The 15,498-nt window shown below is 71.4% G+C and carries 16 protein-coding genes; 10 read left to right on the top strand and 6 right to left on the bottom strand.

What is annotated here, in order from left to right; genetic code table 11:
* The first annotated feature begins 133 nt into the window (after positions 1-133).
* Positions 134-772, top strand: coding sequence for a LysE family translocator (locus ACIA73_RS02605; protein ID WP_399436391.1), 639 nt, complete (start codon positions 134-136; stop codon positions 770-772).
* Between the two features lie 85 nt (positions 773-857).
* Here ACIA73_RS02605 and ACIA73_RS02610 read toward each other — a convergent pair whose 3' ends face one another.
* A complete protein-coding gene (locus ACIA73_RS02610; protein WP_399436393.1) occupies positions 858-1,766 on the bottom strand; it encodes an NADP-dependent oxidoreductase in 909 nt (302 codons plus the stop codon).
* Positions 1,767-1,951: 185 nt separating this feature from the next.
* On the opposite strand from ACIA73_RS02610, the gene ACIA73_RS02615 reads away from it, so the two are divergent.
* A complete protein-coding gene (locus ACIA73_RS02615; protein WP_399436394.1) occupies positions 1,952-3,262 on the top strand; it encodes a LuxR C-terminal-related transcriptional regulator in 1,311 nt (436 codons plus the stop codon).
* A 19-nt stretch (positions 3,263-3,281) separates the two neighbouring features.
* Here ACIA73_RS02615 and ACIA73_RS02620 read toward each other — a convergent pair whose 3' ends face one another.
* On the bottom strand, positions 3,282-4,211 hold the full coding sequence (locus ACIA73_RS02620; protein ID WP_399436395.1) for a LysR family transcriptional regulator: 930 nt from the start codon (positions 4,209-4,211) through the stop codon (positions 3,282-3,284).
* Between the two features lie 125 nt (positions 4,212-4,336).
* On the opposite strand from ACIA73_RS02620, the gene ACIA73_RS02625 reads away from it, so the two are divergent.
* Positions 4,337-4,687: a DoxX family protein gene (locus ACIA73_RS02625; RefSeq protein WP_399436753.1), complete on the top strand. Its 351-nt coding sequence runs from the start codon at positions 4,337-4,339 to the stop codon at positions 4,685-4,687.
* Entirely contained in the window at positions 4,681-5,355 is a 675-nt protein-coding gene (locus tag ACIA73_RS02630) for a hypothetical protein (RefSeq protein ID WP_399436396.1), read from the top strand. The genes ACIA73_RS02625 and ACIA73_RS02630 overlap by 7 nt, the downstream gene beginning before the upstream one ends.
* Before the next feature lie 52 nt (positions 5,356-5,407).
* Here ACIA73_RS02630 and ACIA73_RS02635 read toward each other — a convergent pair whose 3' ends face one another.
* Positions 5,408-7,042, bottom strand: a complete 1,635-nt coding sequence (locus ACIA73_RS02635; RefSeq protein ID WP_399436397.1) for a DUF2079 domain-containing protein — start codon at positions 7,040-7,042, stop codon at positions 5,408-5,410.
* Between the two features lie 175 nt (positions 7,043-7,217).
* On the opposite strand from ACIA73_RS02635, the gene ACIA73_RS02640 reads away from it, so the two are divergent.
* Complete coding sequence (locus tag ACIA73_RS02640) at positions 7,218-8,273, top strand: S66 peptidase family protein (RefSeq protein WP_399436398.1); 1,056 nt, start codon at positions 7,218-7,220, stop codon at positions 8,271-8,273.
* 33 nt (positions 8,274-8,306) lie between these two features.
* Here ACIA73_RS02640 and ACIA73_RS02645 read toward each other — a convergent pair whose 3' ends face one another.
* On the bottom strand, positions 8,307-9,107 hold the full coding sequence (locus tag ACIA73_RS02645; RefSeq protein WP_399436399.1) for a MerR family transcriptional regulator: 801 nt from the start codon (positions 9,105-9,107) through the stop codon (positions 8,307-8,309).
* Positions 9,108-9,214: 107 nt separating this feature from the next.
* Positions 9,215-9,607, bottom strand: coding sequence for a DUF5997 family protein (locus tag ACIA73_RS02650; protein WP_399436400.1), 393 nt, complete (start codon positions 9,605-9,607; stop codon positions 9,215-9,217).
* Between the two features lie 85 nt (positions 9,608-9,692).
* Here ACIA73_RS02650 and ACIA73_RS02655 point away from each other — a divergent pair, with 85 nt between their 5' ends.
* Positions 9,693-10,604 carry a LysR substrate-binding domain-containing protein gene (locus tag ACIA73_RS02655; RefSeq protein WP_399436401.1) on the top strand — a complete coding sequence of 304 codons (912 nt, stop codon included), beginning with the start codon at positions 9,693-9,695 and terminating at the stop codon, positions 10,602-10,604.
* Positions 10,605-10,779: 175 nt separating this feature from the next.
* Here the strand turns inward: ACIA73_RS02655 and ACIA73_RS02660 are convergent, their stop codons facing one another.
* On the bottom strand, positions 10,780-11,190 hold the full coding sequence (locus tag ACIA73_RS02660) for a hypothetical protein (protein ID WP_399436402.1): 411 nt from the start codon (positions 11,188-11,190) through the stop codon (positions 10,780-10,782).
* 200 nt (positions 11,191-11,390) lie between these two features.
* On the opposite strand from ACIA73_RS02660, the gene ACIA73_RS02665 reads away from it, so the two are divergent.
* The 4 genes from ACIA73_RS02665 (at position 11,391) to ACIA73_RS02680 (ending at position 15,494) form a co-directional block, all read left to right on the top strand.
* Positions 11,391-12,356, top strand: a complete 966-nt coding sequence (locus ACIA73_RS02665; protein WP_399436403.1) for a D-alanyl-D-alanine carboxypeptidase family protein — start codon at positions 11,391-11,393, stop codon at positions 12,354-12,356.
* Positions 12,357-12,430: 74 nt separating this feature from the next.
* Positions 12,431-13,345, top strand: coding sequence for an endonuclease/exonuclease/phosphatase family protein (locus ACIA73_RS02670; protein ID WP_399436754.1), 915 nt, complete (start codon positions 12,431-12,433; stop codon positions 13,343-13,345).
* Positions 13,346-13,492: 147 nt separating this feature from the next.
* A complete protein-coding gene (cseB, locus tag ACIA73_RS02675; RefSeq protein WP_399436404.1) occupies positions 13,493-14,224 on the top strand; it encodes a two-component system response regulator CseB in 732 nt (243 codons plus the stop codon).
* Positions 14,225-14,234: 10 nt separating this feature from the next.
* Positions 14,235-15,494, top strand: a complete 1,260-nt coding sequence (locus ACIA73_RS02680) for a sensor histidine kinase (protein ID WP_399436405.1) — start codon at positions 14,235-14,237, stop codon at positions 15,492-15,494.
* The last annotated feature ends 4 nt before the right edge of the window (positions 15,495-15,498 follow it).

Here is a 15,498-nt window from a genome sequence, read left to right on the forward strand (position 1 = left end):
GGACCACACCCACGGCCGAGGCTCAGGCGCCGAACCCCGGATGCCGCCCTCAGGTGCCGGGCCCCAGTTGCCGGGTCTCAGGTGCCGAAAAGCCGCTTCACCGCCCTGACCTGCTGGTGTAGCGTGCCCGCCCATGGCAATAAGCACCGCTCTGTGGTCCTTCGCCCTGGTGGCAGGACTCCTCACCCTGACCCCGGGACTGGACAACGCGCTCATCCTGCGCACTTCGGCCCTCGGCCACCGCAGAAGGGCCTGGGGCGTCGTCCTGGGAATCCAGGGCGGCACCTTGCTGTGGGGTGTGTTCACCTCCCTCGGGGTGACCGCGCTCCTCACCGCCTCGCACGTCGCGTACATGACGCTGCGCTGGGTCGGCGCCGCCTATCTGGTCTGGATGGGTGCCCGGATGCTGTGGAACACCTTCCGGGGCAGGCCCGCCGTCGACACCACCGACACCGGCACCCTCACCGACAAGGACACGTTCCGCGGCGGCTGGCGGCAGGGGGCGCTCACCAACCTCCTCAACCCGAAGATGGGCGCCTTCTACGTCGCCGTACTCCCCCAGTTCATCCCGCCCGACGCCAGCCACCTCGGCATGGGTCTGCTGCTCTCCACCGTGCACGTCCTGATCGGACTGGTGTGGTCGGCCGTACTCGTCGCCTGCGCCCGCGTGCTGCGCGAATGGCTCCGCAAGCCCAGGGCACAGCGCGTGCTCGACCGGATCACCGGAACCGTCATCGCCGCCTTCGGTGTGCGGCTGGCACTCGGGGACTGACGGGCCCACGACCGCCCCGGACACACCCGTGGCCGCCCCGGGACCCAGACGTATCCGCGTCCCGGGGCCCCCGAGACTCAGGCTCTCAGGGAATCAGCACCACCTTCCCCCGCGCATGCCCCCCGTCGCTGATCTCGTGCGCCTTCACGGCCCGGCTCAGCGGCAGCACCTCCGCCACCCGCAGATGCAGCACGCCCTCCCCCGCCAGGCGCGTCTGCTCGACGAGGGCCGGCATGGCGTCGTACACGCGGCCGCCCGAGAAGGTCACCCCGTGCGCCGCCGCGTTGAAGTCCCCGATGGTGAGGACGCGGTCCGTGGTGCCGCCGCGCAGCTCGATGGAGTCCGGCAGCGCGCCCTGTCCTGCCACGTCGAAGACCGCGTCCACACCCTGCGGAGCCACCTCCCTGACCCGCTGGACCAGGCCTTCGCCGTACAGCACCGGGGTAGCCCCCAGCTCGCGCAGATACGCGTGATTGGGCTCCGACGCCGTACCGACGACCGTCACGCCGAGTGCGACCGCCAATTGCACGGCGAGCGCGCCGACCGATCCCGCCGCCCCGTTGATCAGCAGTGTTTCGCCCGCCTTGAGCTCCAGTTCGTCCAGCACCCGCTGCGCGGTCCGGCCCGCGATGGGCAGCGAGGCCGCCTGCTCCCAGGACAGCCCGGCGGGCTTGGGTACGACGCTGGAGGCGACGGCGTACTCGGCGTACGCGCCACTGTCCACCCACCCCAGTACCTCGTCGCCGACCGCGAACCCGGAGACACCCTCACCCACCTCGTCGACCACACCCGCCACATCCATACCGGGGACGGCGGGCAGTTCCGTCGGGAAGGCCTCCTGCATGACACCGCTGCGGATCTTGCCGTCGATCGGATTCACCCCGATCGCCGCCACCTTGAGGCGGACCTGGCCGGGCCCGGCGTGCACCTCCGGGACGGTGGCCGCCCTCAGCACCTCGGGCCCGCCGAACTCCTCAAAGACAATCGCTTCCATTGCCGCCCCTTCACCCTTCATCTGCCGTGCCCTTGCCGTGCCATTCGTCGGTTTGCACCGTGCGTCCTGACCGGTACGGGCCCAGCCTGGTCCGCTGCCTCCCCCACACCGGCCGTTCCTTCGGACAGTTCCACCTGTCCGAAGGGACGGCCCCGGCCGCCCGCTCCCGTACGTACGCTGGCGACATGCCGGAATCCCGCCGCTTCACCCCCGACGCACACATCCGCACCACCGCCGCCGACGCCCTCTCCCTCGCGGCGCGGATCCTCGCCGGCCCTCTCCCGGAGCTCCAGCCCCGGCTGTCCGAAGCGCTCCGCGACCTCGTCCCGCACCGCGCGGTCGCCCAGCTCTCCGCGATCTGCGCGCACTCCCCGTTCAAGTCGTGCGGCGAGGAGGCGCTGGCCCTCCGGATCACCGCCACCGAACTGGTGACCCTGGGCACCGCCGTACCCGTCGGCCGTCCCTGGCAGGGGCACGCCACGCTCGCGGGTGACGAACACCCGGTGCTCGCCGTCACCAGTGCGGTCAGCGGGCCCCGGCCCAGCCTGCTGGTTCTGGTGCGCCCCGCGCACGCGCCGCACCTCGATGCCGAACCGCTCGCCCTCGTACAGGCGCTGTGGGACCTGGTGACGGCGCATCTGGACCGGGTGGCGATCGAGGCCCCGCCCGGTCTGATGTGGCAGTCGCGGGCGGTGGCGGGTGAACGGGCGCGCGTCATCGCGGAGTTGAGCGAGGCGCACACGGCCGCGCTGACCGGGCTGCTCGGAGTGCTGCGCAGCCGCACCCTGGACGACGCGTCGGCACGGGCGCGGGCCACGGATCTCGCGGTGGACTCCCTGGTGGAGCTGCGTGCGGTCGCCGAACGGGACCAGTCCCTCACCGAGGAGAACGCCCGGCAGGCCTTCGACCGGCTCGCCGAGTCGCTGCGCCCGCTGCTGCGGCACGGCCCGGCCCGCCTCGAACTGGCCCCGCCCGCCGACGACCGGTCACTGCCCGCCGATGCGGCGCGAACGGCGCGGGCGGTGGTGCGCACCGTGCTGCTCGCCGTGCTGGAGCAGGATCCGGTACGGCGGGTGCAGGTCGGCTGGCAGGTGGATGCGACGGGGTCCGAACTGCGGGCGACGGTACGGGACGACGGGCCGGGCACCCTCGCCCGCGCGGCGTTCGCGGTACGCCGGGTCGACGAACGGCTGGCGGCTTTCGGCGGCCGCCTGGAGGTGGACGCGGTGCCCGGCTGGGGCACCACGGTGACGGCGGTGCTGCCGCTGGGCACCCCGGAGGTGACCACCACCGACCCGCTCTCCGTGCTGGGCACCAGGGAACTGGAGGTGCTGGCCGCCCTCGCCAGAGGCCACCGCAACCGGGCCATCGCCGAGGCCCTGCACATCAGCGAGTCGACGGTGAAGTTCCACGTCACCAACATCCTGAGCAAACTGAGCGTGGGGACGCGGGGGGAGGCGGCGGCGCTGGCGCACACCTTGCATGTGGTGGCGTGAGGCTCTGAGAGCCCGCGTCTCAGACCACTCCCCCCGGACCTTCCGGGCAGCACCGCACGAAGTCACCTTCCAGGCAGCACTGCACGAAGTCCCGCACGACCGGGTCGTCGTCGGCGGCGGGCACCCAGGCAACGCCCACCCGGGTCGGGCTGACACCGCTCACCGGCCGGTAGACGATGCCGGGGCGGGCGTAGTAGCGCGCGGCGGACTCGGGGGCGAGGGCGATTCCGTAACCGTTGGCGATCGCGCTCAGCCACTCGTCGGGCTGATCGGTGACGGCGCCGATCCGGACCGGGCGTCCTTCCCGCTCGCCGGCGGCCAGCCAGTGGTCCTGCCAGCCGCCCGTCTCGGGCGGGGCGGCGACAAAAGGCTCGTCCCAGAGGTCCCGGAAGGGAATCACCTCACTCCCCGCCAGGCGGTGCCCCGCCGGAAGCGCCACCCACCGGGGCTCGGCGAACAACTCCGCCACCCGCAGCGCCTCCCTGCCCGGGAACGGCAGCCGCAGCAGCGCCACCTCGGCCTCGCCGCCCGCGAGTCCCGCCGTCGGATCGGACCAGGACGCCTGCCGCATCTCGACCCGCCATCCCGGCCGCAGCCTGGCGAACTCGGCGAAGATGCCCTCCGTGGCCTCGTTCGCGGCGCTGGCGAGGAACCCGACCCGCAAGACCTTCGCCGCCCGGCCGGCCGCGCCCCGGGTCTCGCGCAGTGCCCCGTCCCACTCGCCCAGCAGACCGGGCGCCCTGGAGGCCAGTACCCGCCCCGCCTCGGTGAGCTCCATCCCCGCGCGCGACCGCGTGAACAGCAACTCACCCACCAGCGACTCCAGTTGCCTGATCTGCTTGGTCAGTGCGGGCTGCGAGACATAGAGCCGTACGGCGGCGCGGGTGAGGGTGCCCTCCTCGGCGACGGCGACGAAGTACCGGAGCAGGCGGGTGTCCACATCGACCATGCCGTCAGGTTATAGAGGGAGGTATTGGACGCCAAGTGGACTGCGGAGGAGGCTGGTTGGTGCGGGCGGGCACTCCCACCGGCCTGCCGCCCTCCACGACCCCGCCCCCTCGGAAGGCCGCCGTCATGTTCACCGCCTATGTCGTCGTCACGATCCTGACGATCATCGCCAACGGCGCCGTCGCCGCCACCGACTACTCCAGGGCCCCCTGGGTGCTGGCCAATTCGGCCGAGGTGCATGTGCCCGACTCCTGGCTCTTCCCACTGGCCACCCTGAAGGCGGCGGGCGCCGCCGGTCTGCTGATCGGGCTGCTGGGCCTGCGCCCGGTGGGGGCGGCCGCCGCGATCGGCCTGGTCCTCTTCTTCGCCGGCGCTGTGATCACCCATGTCCACCACCGGGTCTTCCACAACATCGCCTTCCCGCTGACGTACTTCGCGCTGGCCGTTGGCTCGCTGGTCACGGTGCTGTCATGGTGACCCTCATGAACACCGATCCGCCCGCCGCCGACTCCGCACCCGGACCCGCACCTTCGTCCGCTGGCGATCCCGGTCCCGGCCCGTCCCGGCACTGCGACACCGGTGGGTGGCTGGCCCGGTACTCGGACCGGATCCAGGTGGTCTGTCCCCGTTGCGGTGGGCGGGCGGTCGTGGTGCCCCGGCCAGGAGTGCGCACCCACAAGTACTTCTCCGAGCTCCTGTTCCAGCCCCGGCGGCTGGCCTGCGGGGGGTGCGGGGCGGTGGCGGAGTGGGCGGCCGGGATGCGCGGGAACGCGCTGATCGGGGTGTCGCTCGGCGGGACGGAGGACCCGTTCTTCGGGCGGCCGTTGTGGCTACAGGTGCGGTGTGCGGGGCGGATGTTGTGGGCGTACAACGAGGAGCAGGTCGAGGAGCTGGCCCGCTATGCCGGGGCGCAGCTGCGCGAGCGGGGCGCGGGGAGTTCCAACGCGTCGATGATCTCGCGGTTGCCCGCGTGGATGAAGCGCGGTGAGAACCGTCCGGAGGTACTGGCGGGGCTGGCGGCACTGCGGGAACTGGCCGGACGCTCGGCCCCTGCGGACCGTTCGGACGCCGCGTACGAGCACGGGGTGCGACCGCATCCGCACGGAAGTCTGTACTTCCGGGGCGGCGCGTACGAGGTCGAGTGAGTGCCCGGCGCCCGTACCCGGCCCTCAGCCCTCAGCCCTCAGCCCTCAGCCCTCAGCCGAAGATTCTGCGGCTGATGCCCACCGGGAACTCGTCGTTCACCGGGGTGCTGTCCGGGCCCGGGAGCCGGCTGCCGGGGACGGTGATGTCCGGTGAGGTCTTCTCCAGTACGTGAACGCCCAGCTCAGCGGAGACCGTGCGGTATCCGGCGGATTCCAACAGCCTTATCCGGTCGTGCTGTTGCTGAATATCCGTGAAGGGGAACACCCTTTTCTCAGTGGCCACTATCACCCATTCCGCGTTGCGGGGAACCCGGTCCAGGATCATGACTCCGGCTTTACGGGTGAGACGCGGGGCTATCGAATTGTCGGCCTCGACCGTCACCCCCTCCGGTATCAGCGCGGCCGCCCGCACTTTCGCCTTGGTGACCGCATCTGCTTTCCAGAGGCGGGGACTGGCGAGGTCGCCCGCCCCGGATACCAGGAATCCGACCAGCGTCATTCCCGCGACGGCGACCGTGGCCGCGACGGGACTGACGCCCCCTCCGCGTTCCTTGGCCCGGCGGATGAGTTTCCCGGTGGTTTCCAGCGCTGCCGCGATGAGTACCGGCCAGAGGAACGCGCCGTAGTGGTTGACCGCCTGCCAGTGGTTCTCGTTGTCCGAGAAGAGGCGTTCGGCGAGCAGTGGGAGTGTGCACAGGGAAAGTGCCGATCCCAGGGGCAGGAGGAACAGACTGCCGAAAGTCCACAGCAGCAGGAGGGCTTTGGCCGAGGGAGTGAGAGCGACGACCAGGGAATCGATCGGGTGCAGGAGCAGGAATTTGAACGCGGCGGTGGCGTCGCCGCCCAGCCTGCCGTACTGCCAGTAGAACCCGGAACTGCCACCCATCGCGGGGATGGCGACCGTGATGGCCAGCAGGGCGGCGAGGAACCCTCCGCCCAGCAGCAGCAACCCGAAGCGGAATGCCGTGCCGTCACCACCCCGGCGCGCCCGCACCGCCAGCACGGCACCGAAGACGCCCACCACGAACCCCAGGTCCTCCTTGGTGAGGCAGAGCAGGACCCCCGCCCAGACCATGTGGGTGTGCGCCCCCTTCCTGGCCCTCTCGAACAGCAAGAGCAACAGCGGTACGGCGAACGCCACTTCATGGAATCCGGCACGCGCCGCGAAGAGCAGTGGCGCCCCGAGGGCGTAGACGAGGCATGCACCCGCCACGAATTTCCGGCACCCGCGCGGCGAAAGCAACCGGCTGGTTTCGGCGCGGGCGAGGCGGGCGACCAGCGGAACCCCGGAGGCAAAGAGCAGTGCCTGTACGACGAGCAGGACCCGGGGGTCGTTCCATATCCAGTACAAGGGTGCGACGACTACCAGTACCGGAGAGAAATGATCCCCCAGGAGAGAGAAATCCGGGGGGAATTCATGATGCACGTTCTTGATCGTCGACCGGGGCAGTTCGAAGCGCGCATAGGCGCGTATCGCCTGGTCGAAGAGCCCCAGGTCGAATCCGCCGAGTCTGAGCCGCTGGTACTGCTGAAGCGATATCGCCAGCCCCACCACAAAACAGAGCACGGCGATCCCGGGGACAACTCCGCCCGGCCGGGCACGCAGTGGGGTACGTCCGAGCGGGCGCCCCGACCACCGGCGTATCCCGGGAACCCTCTCGCGCTCCCGCACCTCCGGTATGCCCATGCGCGCGGCGTGCCCCGCCCGGGCGGGCGCATACCGTTCCGCGCCCACTCCCCCACCACTGACAGCCGCCACGCTTTCCCGCCCCCAGGATTTCCCGCAACGGTGCAGGTCACCCGGCACCCGGTGCGGACAATACCTCCTTGTCCCCGCCCCTCCGTCTCCTTACCCTCACCACATGAGCCTCCCCGCCCCGCCCTGCTACCCGCCCAAGCCCGCCCGGGGTGACCGGATAGCGCTCCTCGCGCCCTCCTCCGGTCTGGCCGGGGTCTTCCCGCTGGCGTTCGAGCTGGGGATGAAGCGGCTGCGTGAGGAGTTCGGGCTGGAGCCGGTGGAGTATCCGACGACACGGAAGATGGGGTCCACGCCGCAGGAACGGGTGGCCGATCTGCACGCCGCGTTCGCCGACCCGACGGTCAAGGCGGTGATGGCGAGCATCGGCGGCGACGACCAGATCACCGTACTTCCGCTGCTCGACCGGGAGTTGCTCCGCGCCCACCCCAAGCCCTTCTTCGGCTACAGCGACAACACCAACCTGCTGCTCGCCCTCCGCAACCTGGGCATGGTCACCTACCACGGCGCCTCGGTGATGACCGAACTCGGCCGCCCCGGTGCCCTGGACCCGCTGACCGCCGACTCCCTGCGCGCGGCCCTCTTCACCCACGGCCCCTACGAACTGCACCCCGCCGACCGCTACCGCGACGTCGACCGCGACTGGGCCGACCCCGCCACCTTCGACGCCGAGCCCGAAACCCGGCCCGCCACCGGCTGGCGGTGGCACGGCCCCCGCAAGGTGGTCGAGGGCCGTGCCTGGGGCGGCAGCCTGGAGATCCTGGCCTGGCTGCTGATGGCCGACCGCGAGATCGCGCGCGACCCGGCGGCGTACGAGGGCAGCGTCCTCTTCCTCGAAACCTCCGAGGACCTTCCCGCCGCCCGCGAGGTCTTCCACATCCTGCGCAACATGGGCGAACGCGGCCTGCTCGCCCGCTTCCCGGCCCTCCTGATGGCCCGCCCCAAGGCCTGGTCCTTCGACCATCCCAACTCCCCTGCACAGCAGCAGAGTTACGCCACCGAGCAACGCGAAGCCGTGCTGAACGCCCTCGCCGCCTACGCCCCCGACACCCTCGCCGTCCTCGACGTGGACTTCGGCCACACGGACCCGCAGCTGGTGATTCCGTACGGCGGCGAGGTACGGGTGGACGGACGGGAGCGGCGGATCACGGTGACGTACTGAGAGCCGGTGTCCGAGCCGTCCCGCTACCCTCGGTCAGCGCTGCGCCCAGTCCCGCAGCGCGGTGTCGTCGGGTCGGCCGAAGGTCTGTGCGTACCGAGCACTCAGCGCGTCGACGACCGGCCCCGCCTCGGCCGATCCGGGGTCGATGCCGGCGGCGAGCGCCGCGCCGACCTGCTCGCGTACCGCTTCGGTGAGCGCGTGGTGCAGGCCCGACGTATCGCCCTCGGTACGGTCCTTGGCCTGGCGCTCGGCCATCCGCCGGACCGAGGCCCGGAAGTCGGTGTCCGTGCACAGTTCGGCGAGTTCGACCCAGGCCTCGACCTGTTCGGGCGTGGCATCGGCGGGGAGTTGGGGCATCGCGGAGCGCATCATGGCGACGAACTCCGGGTTGGCGTCGAGCCCGCCGAAAGTGTCGTCGATGAAGTCGGTCACCAGGCGCCGGCGTTCCCCGTCGGAGAGTTTGGCAAGTCTGTGCATGAGATCCAGCTCCTCGGTCGTGGCGCCCCGCCCGGCCACCGCACGCAACACCGTCTGCCGCAGACGCAGGGTACGTATCTGCACCTCCAGGGCGTCGGCATGGGCCGCCGCCATCTCCGGTACGGAGACCTCGTGGTCCAGGACCTTGCGGATCGCGGCAAGGTCGAGACCGAGCTCGCGCAGGGTGCGCACGAGGTCGAGCCGGGTGAGCGCGTCGATGTCGTACAGCCGGTAGCCGGCCGGGCTCCGTTCGGTGGGCGGCACGATGCCGGAATCGGAGTAGAAGCGGATGGCCTTCACCGTCAGCCCGGTGCGCCGGGCGAGGTCACCGATCGGGTAGAGCGTGTCGCCGTTCATGTGCACAGCTTGGGGTCTCCCGTCGGGGGAGACACAAGTGTTCACGGGGAGGGCAGCGAAAAGGCGCCGCCGAGTGTCTCGGCGGCGCCTTCGAAGGCGAGGGGGGGTCAGCTGGACTGACCGTCCTTCTCCGCGTTCTTCTCCTTGATGCGCACGGTCTCCTTGCGCACCTCGGACTGGGTGGCGCGCTCCTTCTGGAGCCACTCCGGGTTCTCGTCCTTGATGGCGTCGATCTGCTCGCTGGTGAGCGCCTCGGTCACGCCGCCGCGGGCCAGGCCCGAGATGGAGACCCCGAGCTTGTTGGCGACGACCGGGCGGGGGTGCGGGCCGTTGGCGCGCAGGTCCTGGAGCCACTGGGGCGGCTCGGCCTGGAGTGCGGTCAGCTCGGCGCGCGAAACCACACCCTCCTGGAACTCTGCGGGGGTGGCTTCGAGGTACACACCCAGCTTCTTCGCCGCGGTGGCGGGCTTCATGGTCTGGGTGCTCTGGTGCGACGTCATGAGGTCAAGGGTATCGAGCATGCGGGCGACCGCTGACCACGGTGCTGGCGGGCCTCGGCGCGGTGAGTGAAGCTAACCTGTCCTGGTGACAGGCTCGGAAGCACCTTCTTCAGTACCGGCGCCCGCGGTGGCACCCCCCGCGGCGTCCCCTGCGTTCAGGCTCGCGTACGTCCCGGGCGTGACGCCCACCAAATGGGTGCGGATCTGGAACGAGCGGCTGCCCGATGTCCCGCTGACCCTGCTACAGGCGACTCCCGCCGAGGCGTTCGCGATGCTGCGCGCGGGCGAGGCCGAGGCCGGTTTCGTACGGTTGCCGGTCGACCGTACCGACCTCAGCGCGATCCCCTTGTACACCGAGACCACGGTCGTGGTGATCCCCAAGGACCACGCGATCACGGCGGTCGAGGAGGTGTCGGCGGCGGACCTCGCGGAGGAACTCGTACTGCACCCCCTGGACGACACCCTGGCCTGGGAGCAGCTGCCCGGGGTGGCCGCCAAGGAGCGTCCTGAGACCACGGCGGACGCGATCGAGCTGGTCGCGGCGGGGGTCGGCGTACTGGTGGTGCCGCAGTCGCTGGCCCGGCTGCACCACCGCAAGGACCTCACCTACCGGACGCTGGTCGGCACCGCGGAGCTGCCGGTTCCGGAGTCCCGGGTGGCGCTGTCGTGGCCGAAGGACGAGGCGACCCTGGAGCCGCCGGAGCTGGTGGAGCACTTCATCGGCATCGTTCGGGGCCGTACGGTCAACAGCACTCGGGGCCCGTCGCTGCCCGCCTCGCAGGAGAAGTCCGGGAAGTCGGGGAAGTCGGCGAAGGGCAAGGGCTCCGGCTCCGGCGACAAGCGGAAGCCCGAGGCCGCGAAAGCCGCGGGCAAGGGTGCCGGGCGCGGCTCGCGGGGCAGCGGAAGCGGCACAAAGGGCGGCAAGGCCGTGGCCCGCAACAGCACCAAGGGAAGCGGCAAGGGCGGCGCAGGCAAGCGGGGGAGGCCGGGGCGCTGAGGGGCGCCGGCGGGGACGGCCGGAGGCTGACGGGTGCTGGCCGGTCATTGCCGAGCACTGGCGGGCGCTGCCGGGGACAGCCCGGACGCTGACGGGCATGTGCGGGCAGCACTGCCGGGCTGCGCCATGTACCGCCGCACGCTGACACACCTGAGCCGAGGACCCGGCGCCCGTTTCAGCGGCCGGACGCGTCCCGTACCCGCAGCCACCCCCACCGTTTCCGCTCCGTGAAGACCGTCACGGCGGCCAACGCGCTCACCGCGACCGCCGCCCACACGGGCCAGGCCAGCCACGACGCGAGGACCGCCGCGACCAACTGGAGCAGCACCAGCAGGATCGTGGCCCAGCCCGGCACCGCCACGATCACCTGATTCTTGTCCCCGGGCGTGGACAGGAACGTCGGCAGTCCGATCAGCACCAGCACCGACGCCACCGCGAGCACCCACGAGAAGCCGGCACCGATCAGCGCCCAGGGTGTGGCCACCCACGCGATGAGTTCCGTGGTGAAGCGCAGGGCGGACGCGGCGCGGTCGTCGGGGCGTATCGCGGCCGTGGCTGCGGGCGCCTCGTCATTCACAGGGGTCACCCGCGGAGCATTGCACGGCGTACCGCCGACCGTCGGCGGAACCAGCCGATACACAGCTGCAATACAGCCGTGCGGCAGCCGAAGTGCGGCCCTGACCTGCTGGAAGCGGTACTCGCCCAGCCTGTGCACGTACCCGATGGCCGGTGTACATGTGCTGACTCCGGGAGACCGCTGCCGTGCCGATACTTACGAAGCGCTCTGTGCGTACCGCATACGGAAGGCTTCCGCGCGAACGTCCGGCGGTGCTGTGGGGCCTGGTGGCGGCGCTGCTGGCCGGCGGCACCGGCGGCTGGCTGGTTCTTCCGGACGGAGTCGGCCGCGGGGACGGCACGGGGCGGCTGCCCGCGCTGGTCGCCGGGCTCGATCTGCCGTGGCCCAGCGAGGGGCAGGCGGCCGTCGCGGCGGACCGGGTCGGCGATCTCGGGACCGCGGGCCCACGGCGGGCGGTGCCGATCGCGAGCGTCACCAAGGTGATGACCGCCTACGTGATCCTGAAGGGCCACCCGCTCAGGGACGGGCAGGACGGGCCCTCCGTCGAGGTCGACGGGCAGGCCGCGGCCGAGGCGCACTCGCTGAGCGAGTCCACCGCACCCGTCGTCGAGGGCCAACGGCTCACCCAGCGCAAGCTGTTGGAGCTGATGCTGCTCCCGTCCGCCAACAACGTGGCCCGGCTGCTGGCCCGTTGGGACGCGGGCAGTCAGGAGAGGTTCGTCGCGAAGATGAACGCGGCGGCCGCCCGGCTGGGGATGACCGACACAACGTACACCGGGGCGAGCGGCATCGAGGCCACCACCCTGTCGACCGCGGCCGACCAGCTGAAGCTGGCTCGCGAGGCCATGAAGGACCCGGCGCTGCGGGCGACGGTGGCGCTGCGCAGCACGGTGGTCCCGGGGCGGGCCGAGCCGGTACGGAACACCAACGAGCTGCTCGCACGGCCCGGTGTGGTCGGGCTGAAGACCGGTTCCAGCACTCCGGCGGGCGGCAATCTGGTGTGGGCCGCCGAAGTCCGGGAGGGCGAGAAGCGACGTCTTGTCTACGGGGTGGTGCTGGGCCAGTGCACGGGAACCTCGCCCTCCGAGGGGCGTCGGGCCGCGCTGGAGAGCAGCGGCCGGCTGCTCGACGCTCTCCAGGAGAAGCTGCCCACCGTCCTTGCGGGGCAGGCGTGAGTGCCGGCCCTGGCGGGCGTACCTCGGTGGAGCCGGACGCGCAGCCTTCCGGGCCTCCTCGTACGGCTGCCGGTATGTGGCGGCGGGGGCGGGTCGTCGGCGCCGGCGCGGTGCTCTGTGCCCTGCTCATGGTGTCGCACTCCTTGGTGCCGAACGGTTTCGGCAACCTGGGCAGTCTGTTGCAGACACTGCTGCCCTGGACAGGTCTGGGTGTGGTGGCGCTGGCGGTGCTCGCGGGTGTGCGGCGTTCCGCGCTCGCTGCCGCGGCCGTCCTCGTCCCCGCCGCCGTCTGGTGTTCCCTGTTCGCGGGGGTGCTCGGCGACAAGCGTTCCGACGGCGGGAATCTGACCGTGATCAGCCACAACGTGAGCGAGGAGAACTCCGATCCCGGGCGGACCGCACGGGCGTTGGCCGCTTCGGGCGCCGATGTGCTGGCGCTGGAGGAACTGCCGCGCGGGGGCGCGGCGGCATACGAACGTGAACTGGCGTCCCGCTACCCGCACTTCGCGGTGCGGGGTGGCATCGGAGTGTGGAGCAGGCTGCCGCTTTCGGCCGTGGAACCGGTGGAGATCATGCCGTGGACGCGTGCCGTGCGGGCCACGGTCGACACCCCGGAGGGGCCCGTGGCGCTGTACGCCGCGCATCTCGCCTCGGTACGGGTACTGCCGGGCGCGGGTTTCACGACGGCGCAACGCAACGAGGCGGCCGGGAAACTGGCCGGTGCCGTACGGGCGGAGCGGCTGCCCCGGGTGGTCGTGGTGGGTGATTTCAACGGGTCGGTCGACGACGCGGCGCTCGGCCCGCTGACGGGGTTGCTGCGGTCGGCGCAGGAGGAGGCGGGTGACGGATTCGGGTTCACCTGGCCCGCGTCGTTCCCGGTGGTGCGGATCGATCAGATCCTGGCGAAGGGGGTGACGCCGGTCGCGGCATGGACCCTGCCTGCCACCGGTAGCGATCACCTGCCGGTCGCGGCCTCGTTGCGCCTGTGACGCGCAGCCCTCTCTACGGGCCCCCGGGCCTCCGAGCCCCCCGGGCCTCCGGGCCTCCAGGCCTCCGGGCCTCCGGGCCTCCAGGCCTCCAGCGCGCGGCTACGATTCGATCAGTAATCGGCATGAACGTTCGAAAAGGGTGACTTTTTGTCTGCATCGCACCTCCTGGTTCCGGCACCGGTGAGGGTCCTGGTCGTCGAGGACGACGCGGTGATCCGTCGTGCCGTCCAGTTGGCCCTTGAGCGCTACGGGTACGAGGTCACGGTCGCGGGTGACGGGCTCGACGGGCTGGAGGCGTTCCGGGCCGGGCAGCACGATCTGCTGATCCTCGATGTGATGCTGCCGGGCCTGGACGGCATCGGGCTGTGCCGCCGCATCCGCGAGGAGAGCCTCGTACCGGTACTGATGATGTCGGCGCGCGGTGACGCCCTCGATGTCGTGTCCGGACTGGAGGCCGGGGCGGACGACTACGTCGTCAAGCCCGTCGACATCGGGATCCTGGTCGCCCGGATCCGGTCGCTGCTGCGCAGGGCCACCTTCCAGCCTGAGCCCGGCCCGGTTCCGGAGGCCGCCGCCGGCCCGGCACAGGGCGGGCCGCTCGTCTTCGGTGACCTGACCATTGATCTTCTCGGGCTGAACGTGAGCCGGGGTGGCGAGCCGGTCCTGCTCTCCCCCACCGAATTGCGGCTGCTCCTGGCGTTCGCGGAGAATCCCGGCATCGTGCTGGACCGGCGGCGTCTGCTGCGCGACGTCTGGGACTACGGCTGGGAGGGCGACACCCGCGTCGTCGACGTGTGCGTGGTGCGGCTGCGGAAGAAGGTCGGCGCCGATCGCATCGAGACCGTGCGGGGCTTCGGCTACAAGCTCCTGCGGAACTGAGACGGCGGCCATGGGATTTCTCAACCTCCGCGCGCTGCGCTGGAAGGTCGCGGCGCTGACCGCGACCGCCTGCTGCGCGGTCGCCACGGTCGTCGGGCTGCTCGTCCACGAAGCGACGGCGGAGCACGGACGGCGGTCGGGCGACGAGCGGGTGTCCACACAACTGCGGGTCGCGGAAGTGGAGTTCGAACGTACGGGAAAGAGGCCTCAGGCCGCCGAACTCATGACTCCGGACGAGGTGCCCGAGCCGCTGGCGCACGCCCTTGCGGAGCGCCGACAGGCCGATACGTACGCCCTCTGGTACGACGTGACGGAGCCGAACTGGTACTGGCTGTGGGCCGCCATGCCTGTCGAGGGGGACCGGGTGCTCGCCGTGCGCACCGACATGAGTGCCGAGGTGCGCAGCCTGCAACTGCTGGACCGGAGCATCGTCAAGGCGGTGCTGGCCGCGCTCGTCGTCGTCGTACCGCTCGCCGCGCTGGCCACCGAGCCGATGAACCGGCGGCTGCGCCACGGGGCGCGCACCGCGCGCAGAATCGCCGGTGGAGATCTCGACGCCCGGATCGGGCGCCGGGGCCGGGCCCGCGACGAGGTCACCGAGATGTCCGCCGCGATGGACGCCATGGCCGGCGCACTTCAGCGGCGCCTGGAGTCGGAGAAGCGCTTCACCGCGGATGTGGCGCACGAGCTGCGTACTCCCTTGATGGGGCTGATCACCTCGGCCGGGCTGCTTGCCGATGACGACGAGGCGGCGGGGCTGGTGCGGGAGCGGGTGGGGACACTGCGCGGGCTGGTCGAGGACCTGTTGGAGATCTCCCGCCTCGATGCCGGGGCTGAGCGGGCGAGGCTCGACGAGGTGCCCCTGGGCGAGCTGGTCACCGATGTGGTCCGGCGCGGGAAGCGCAGCGGTGACGGTGTGCGGGTGCTGGTCGACGGCGCGGAGGTGGTGCGTACCGATCCGCGCCGGGTGGAGCGCATCGTCACCAACCTCGTTGCCAACGCGCACCAGCACGGTGCGGCGCCCGTCACTGTCACTGTCACCGGCTCGCGGATCGTCGTTCGCGACCAAGGACCCGGATTTCCCTCCGGGCTGCTGGCCACCGGGCCTCAGCGGTTCCGGACGGGGGCCACCGGGCGTGGCCACGGGCTCGGGCTGACCATCGCGCTCGGGCAGGCCGAGGTGCTCGGTGCCCGGCTGGTGTTCGCCAACGCGGCCGACGGCGGGGCGGAGGCGACGCTTGCGCTGGACCGGTCCCCGGCCGTCACCTGAAGCC

This window comes from Streptomyces sp. NPDC051561 (assembly GCF_044454195.1).
Classification (GTDB): Bacteria; Actinomycetota; Actinomycetes; order Streptomycetales; family Streptomycetaceae; genus Streptomyces.

Excerpts from the sequence above, each read along its gene's own strand:
- ACIA73_RS02610 (WP_399436393.1), bottom strand. The coding sequence starts at position 1,766 with ATGGAAGCGATTGTCTTTGAGGAGTTCGGCGGGCCCGAGGTGCTGAGG.
- ACIA73_RS02680 (WP_399436405.1), top strand. The coding sequence starts at position 14,235 with ATGGGATTTCTCAACCTCCGCGCGCTGCGCTGGAAGGTCGCGGCGCTG.
- ACIA73_RS02630 (WP_399436396.1), top strand. The coding sequence starts at position 4,681 with ATGGTGACCCTCATGAACACCGATCCGCCCGCCGCCGACTCCGCACCC.
- ACIA73_RS02670 (WP_399436754.1), top strand. The coding sequence starts at position 12,431 with ATGTGGCGGCGGGGGCGGGTCGTCGGCGCCGGCGCGGTGCTCTGTGCC.
- ACIA73_RS02650 (WP_399436400.1), bottom strand. The coding sequence starts at position 9,607 with ATGACGTCGCACCAGAGCACCCAGACCATGAAGCCCGCCACCGCGGCG.
- ACIA73_RS02620 (WP_399436395.1), bottom strand. The coding sequence starts at position 4,211 with ATGGTCGATGTGGACACCCGCCTGCTCCGGTACTTCGTCGCCGTCGCC.
- ACIA73_RS02605 (WP_399436391.1), top strand. The coding sequence starts at position 134 with ATGGCAATAAGCACCGCTCTGTGGTCCTTCGCCCTGGTGGCAGGACTC.
- ACIA73_RS02615 (WP_399436394.1), top strand. The coding sequence starts at position 1,952 with ATGCCGGAATCCCGCCGCTTCACCCCCGACGCACACATCCGCACCACC.
- ACIA73_RS02645 (WP_399436399.1), bottom strand. The coding sequence starts at position 9,107 with ATGAACGGCGACACGCTCTACCCGATCGGTGACCTCGCCCGGCGCACC.
- ACIA73_RS02635 (WP_399436397.1), bottom strand. The coding sequence starts at position 7,042 with ATGGGCATACCGGAGGTGCGGGAGCGCGAGAGGGTTCCCGGGATACGC.
- ACIA73_RS02640 (WP_399436398.1), top strand. The coding sequence starts at position 7,218 with ATGAGCCTCCCCGCCCCGCCCTGCTACCCGCCCAAGCCCGCCCGGGGT.
- ACIA73_RS02625 (WP_399436753.1), top strand. The coding sequence starts at position 4,337 with ATGTTCACCGCCTATGTCGTCGTCACGATCCTGACGATCATCGCCAAC.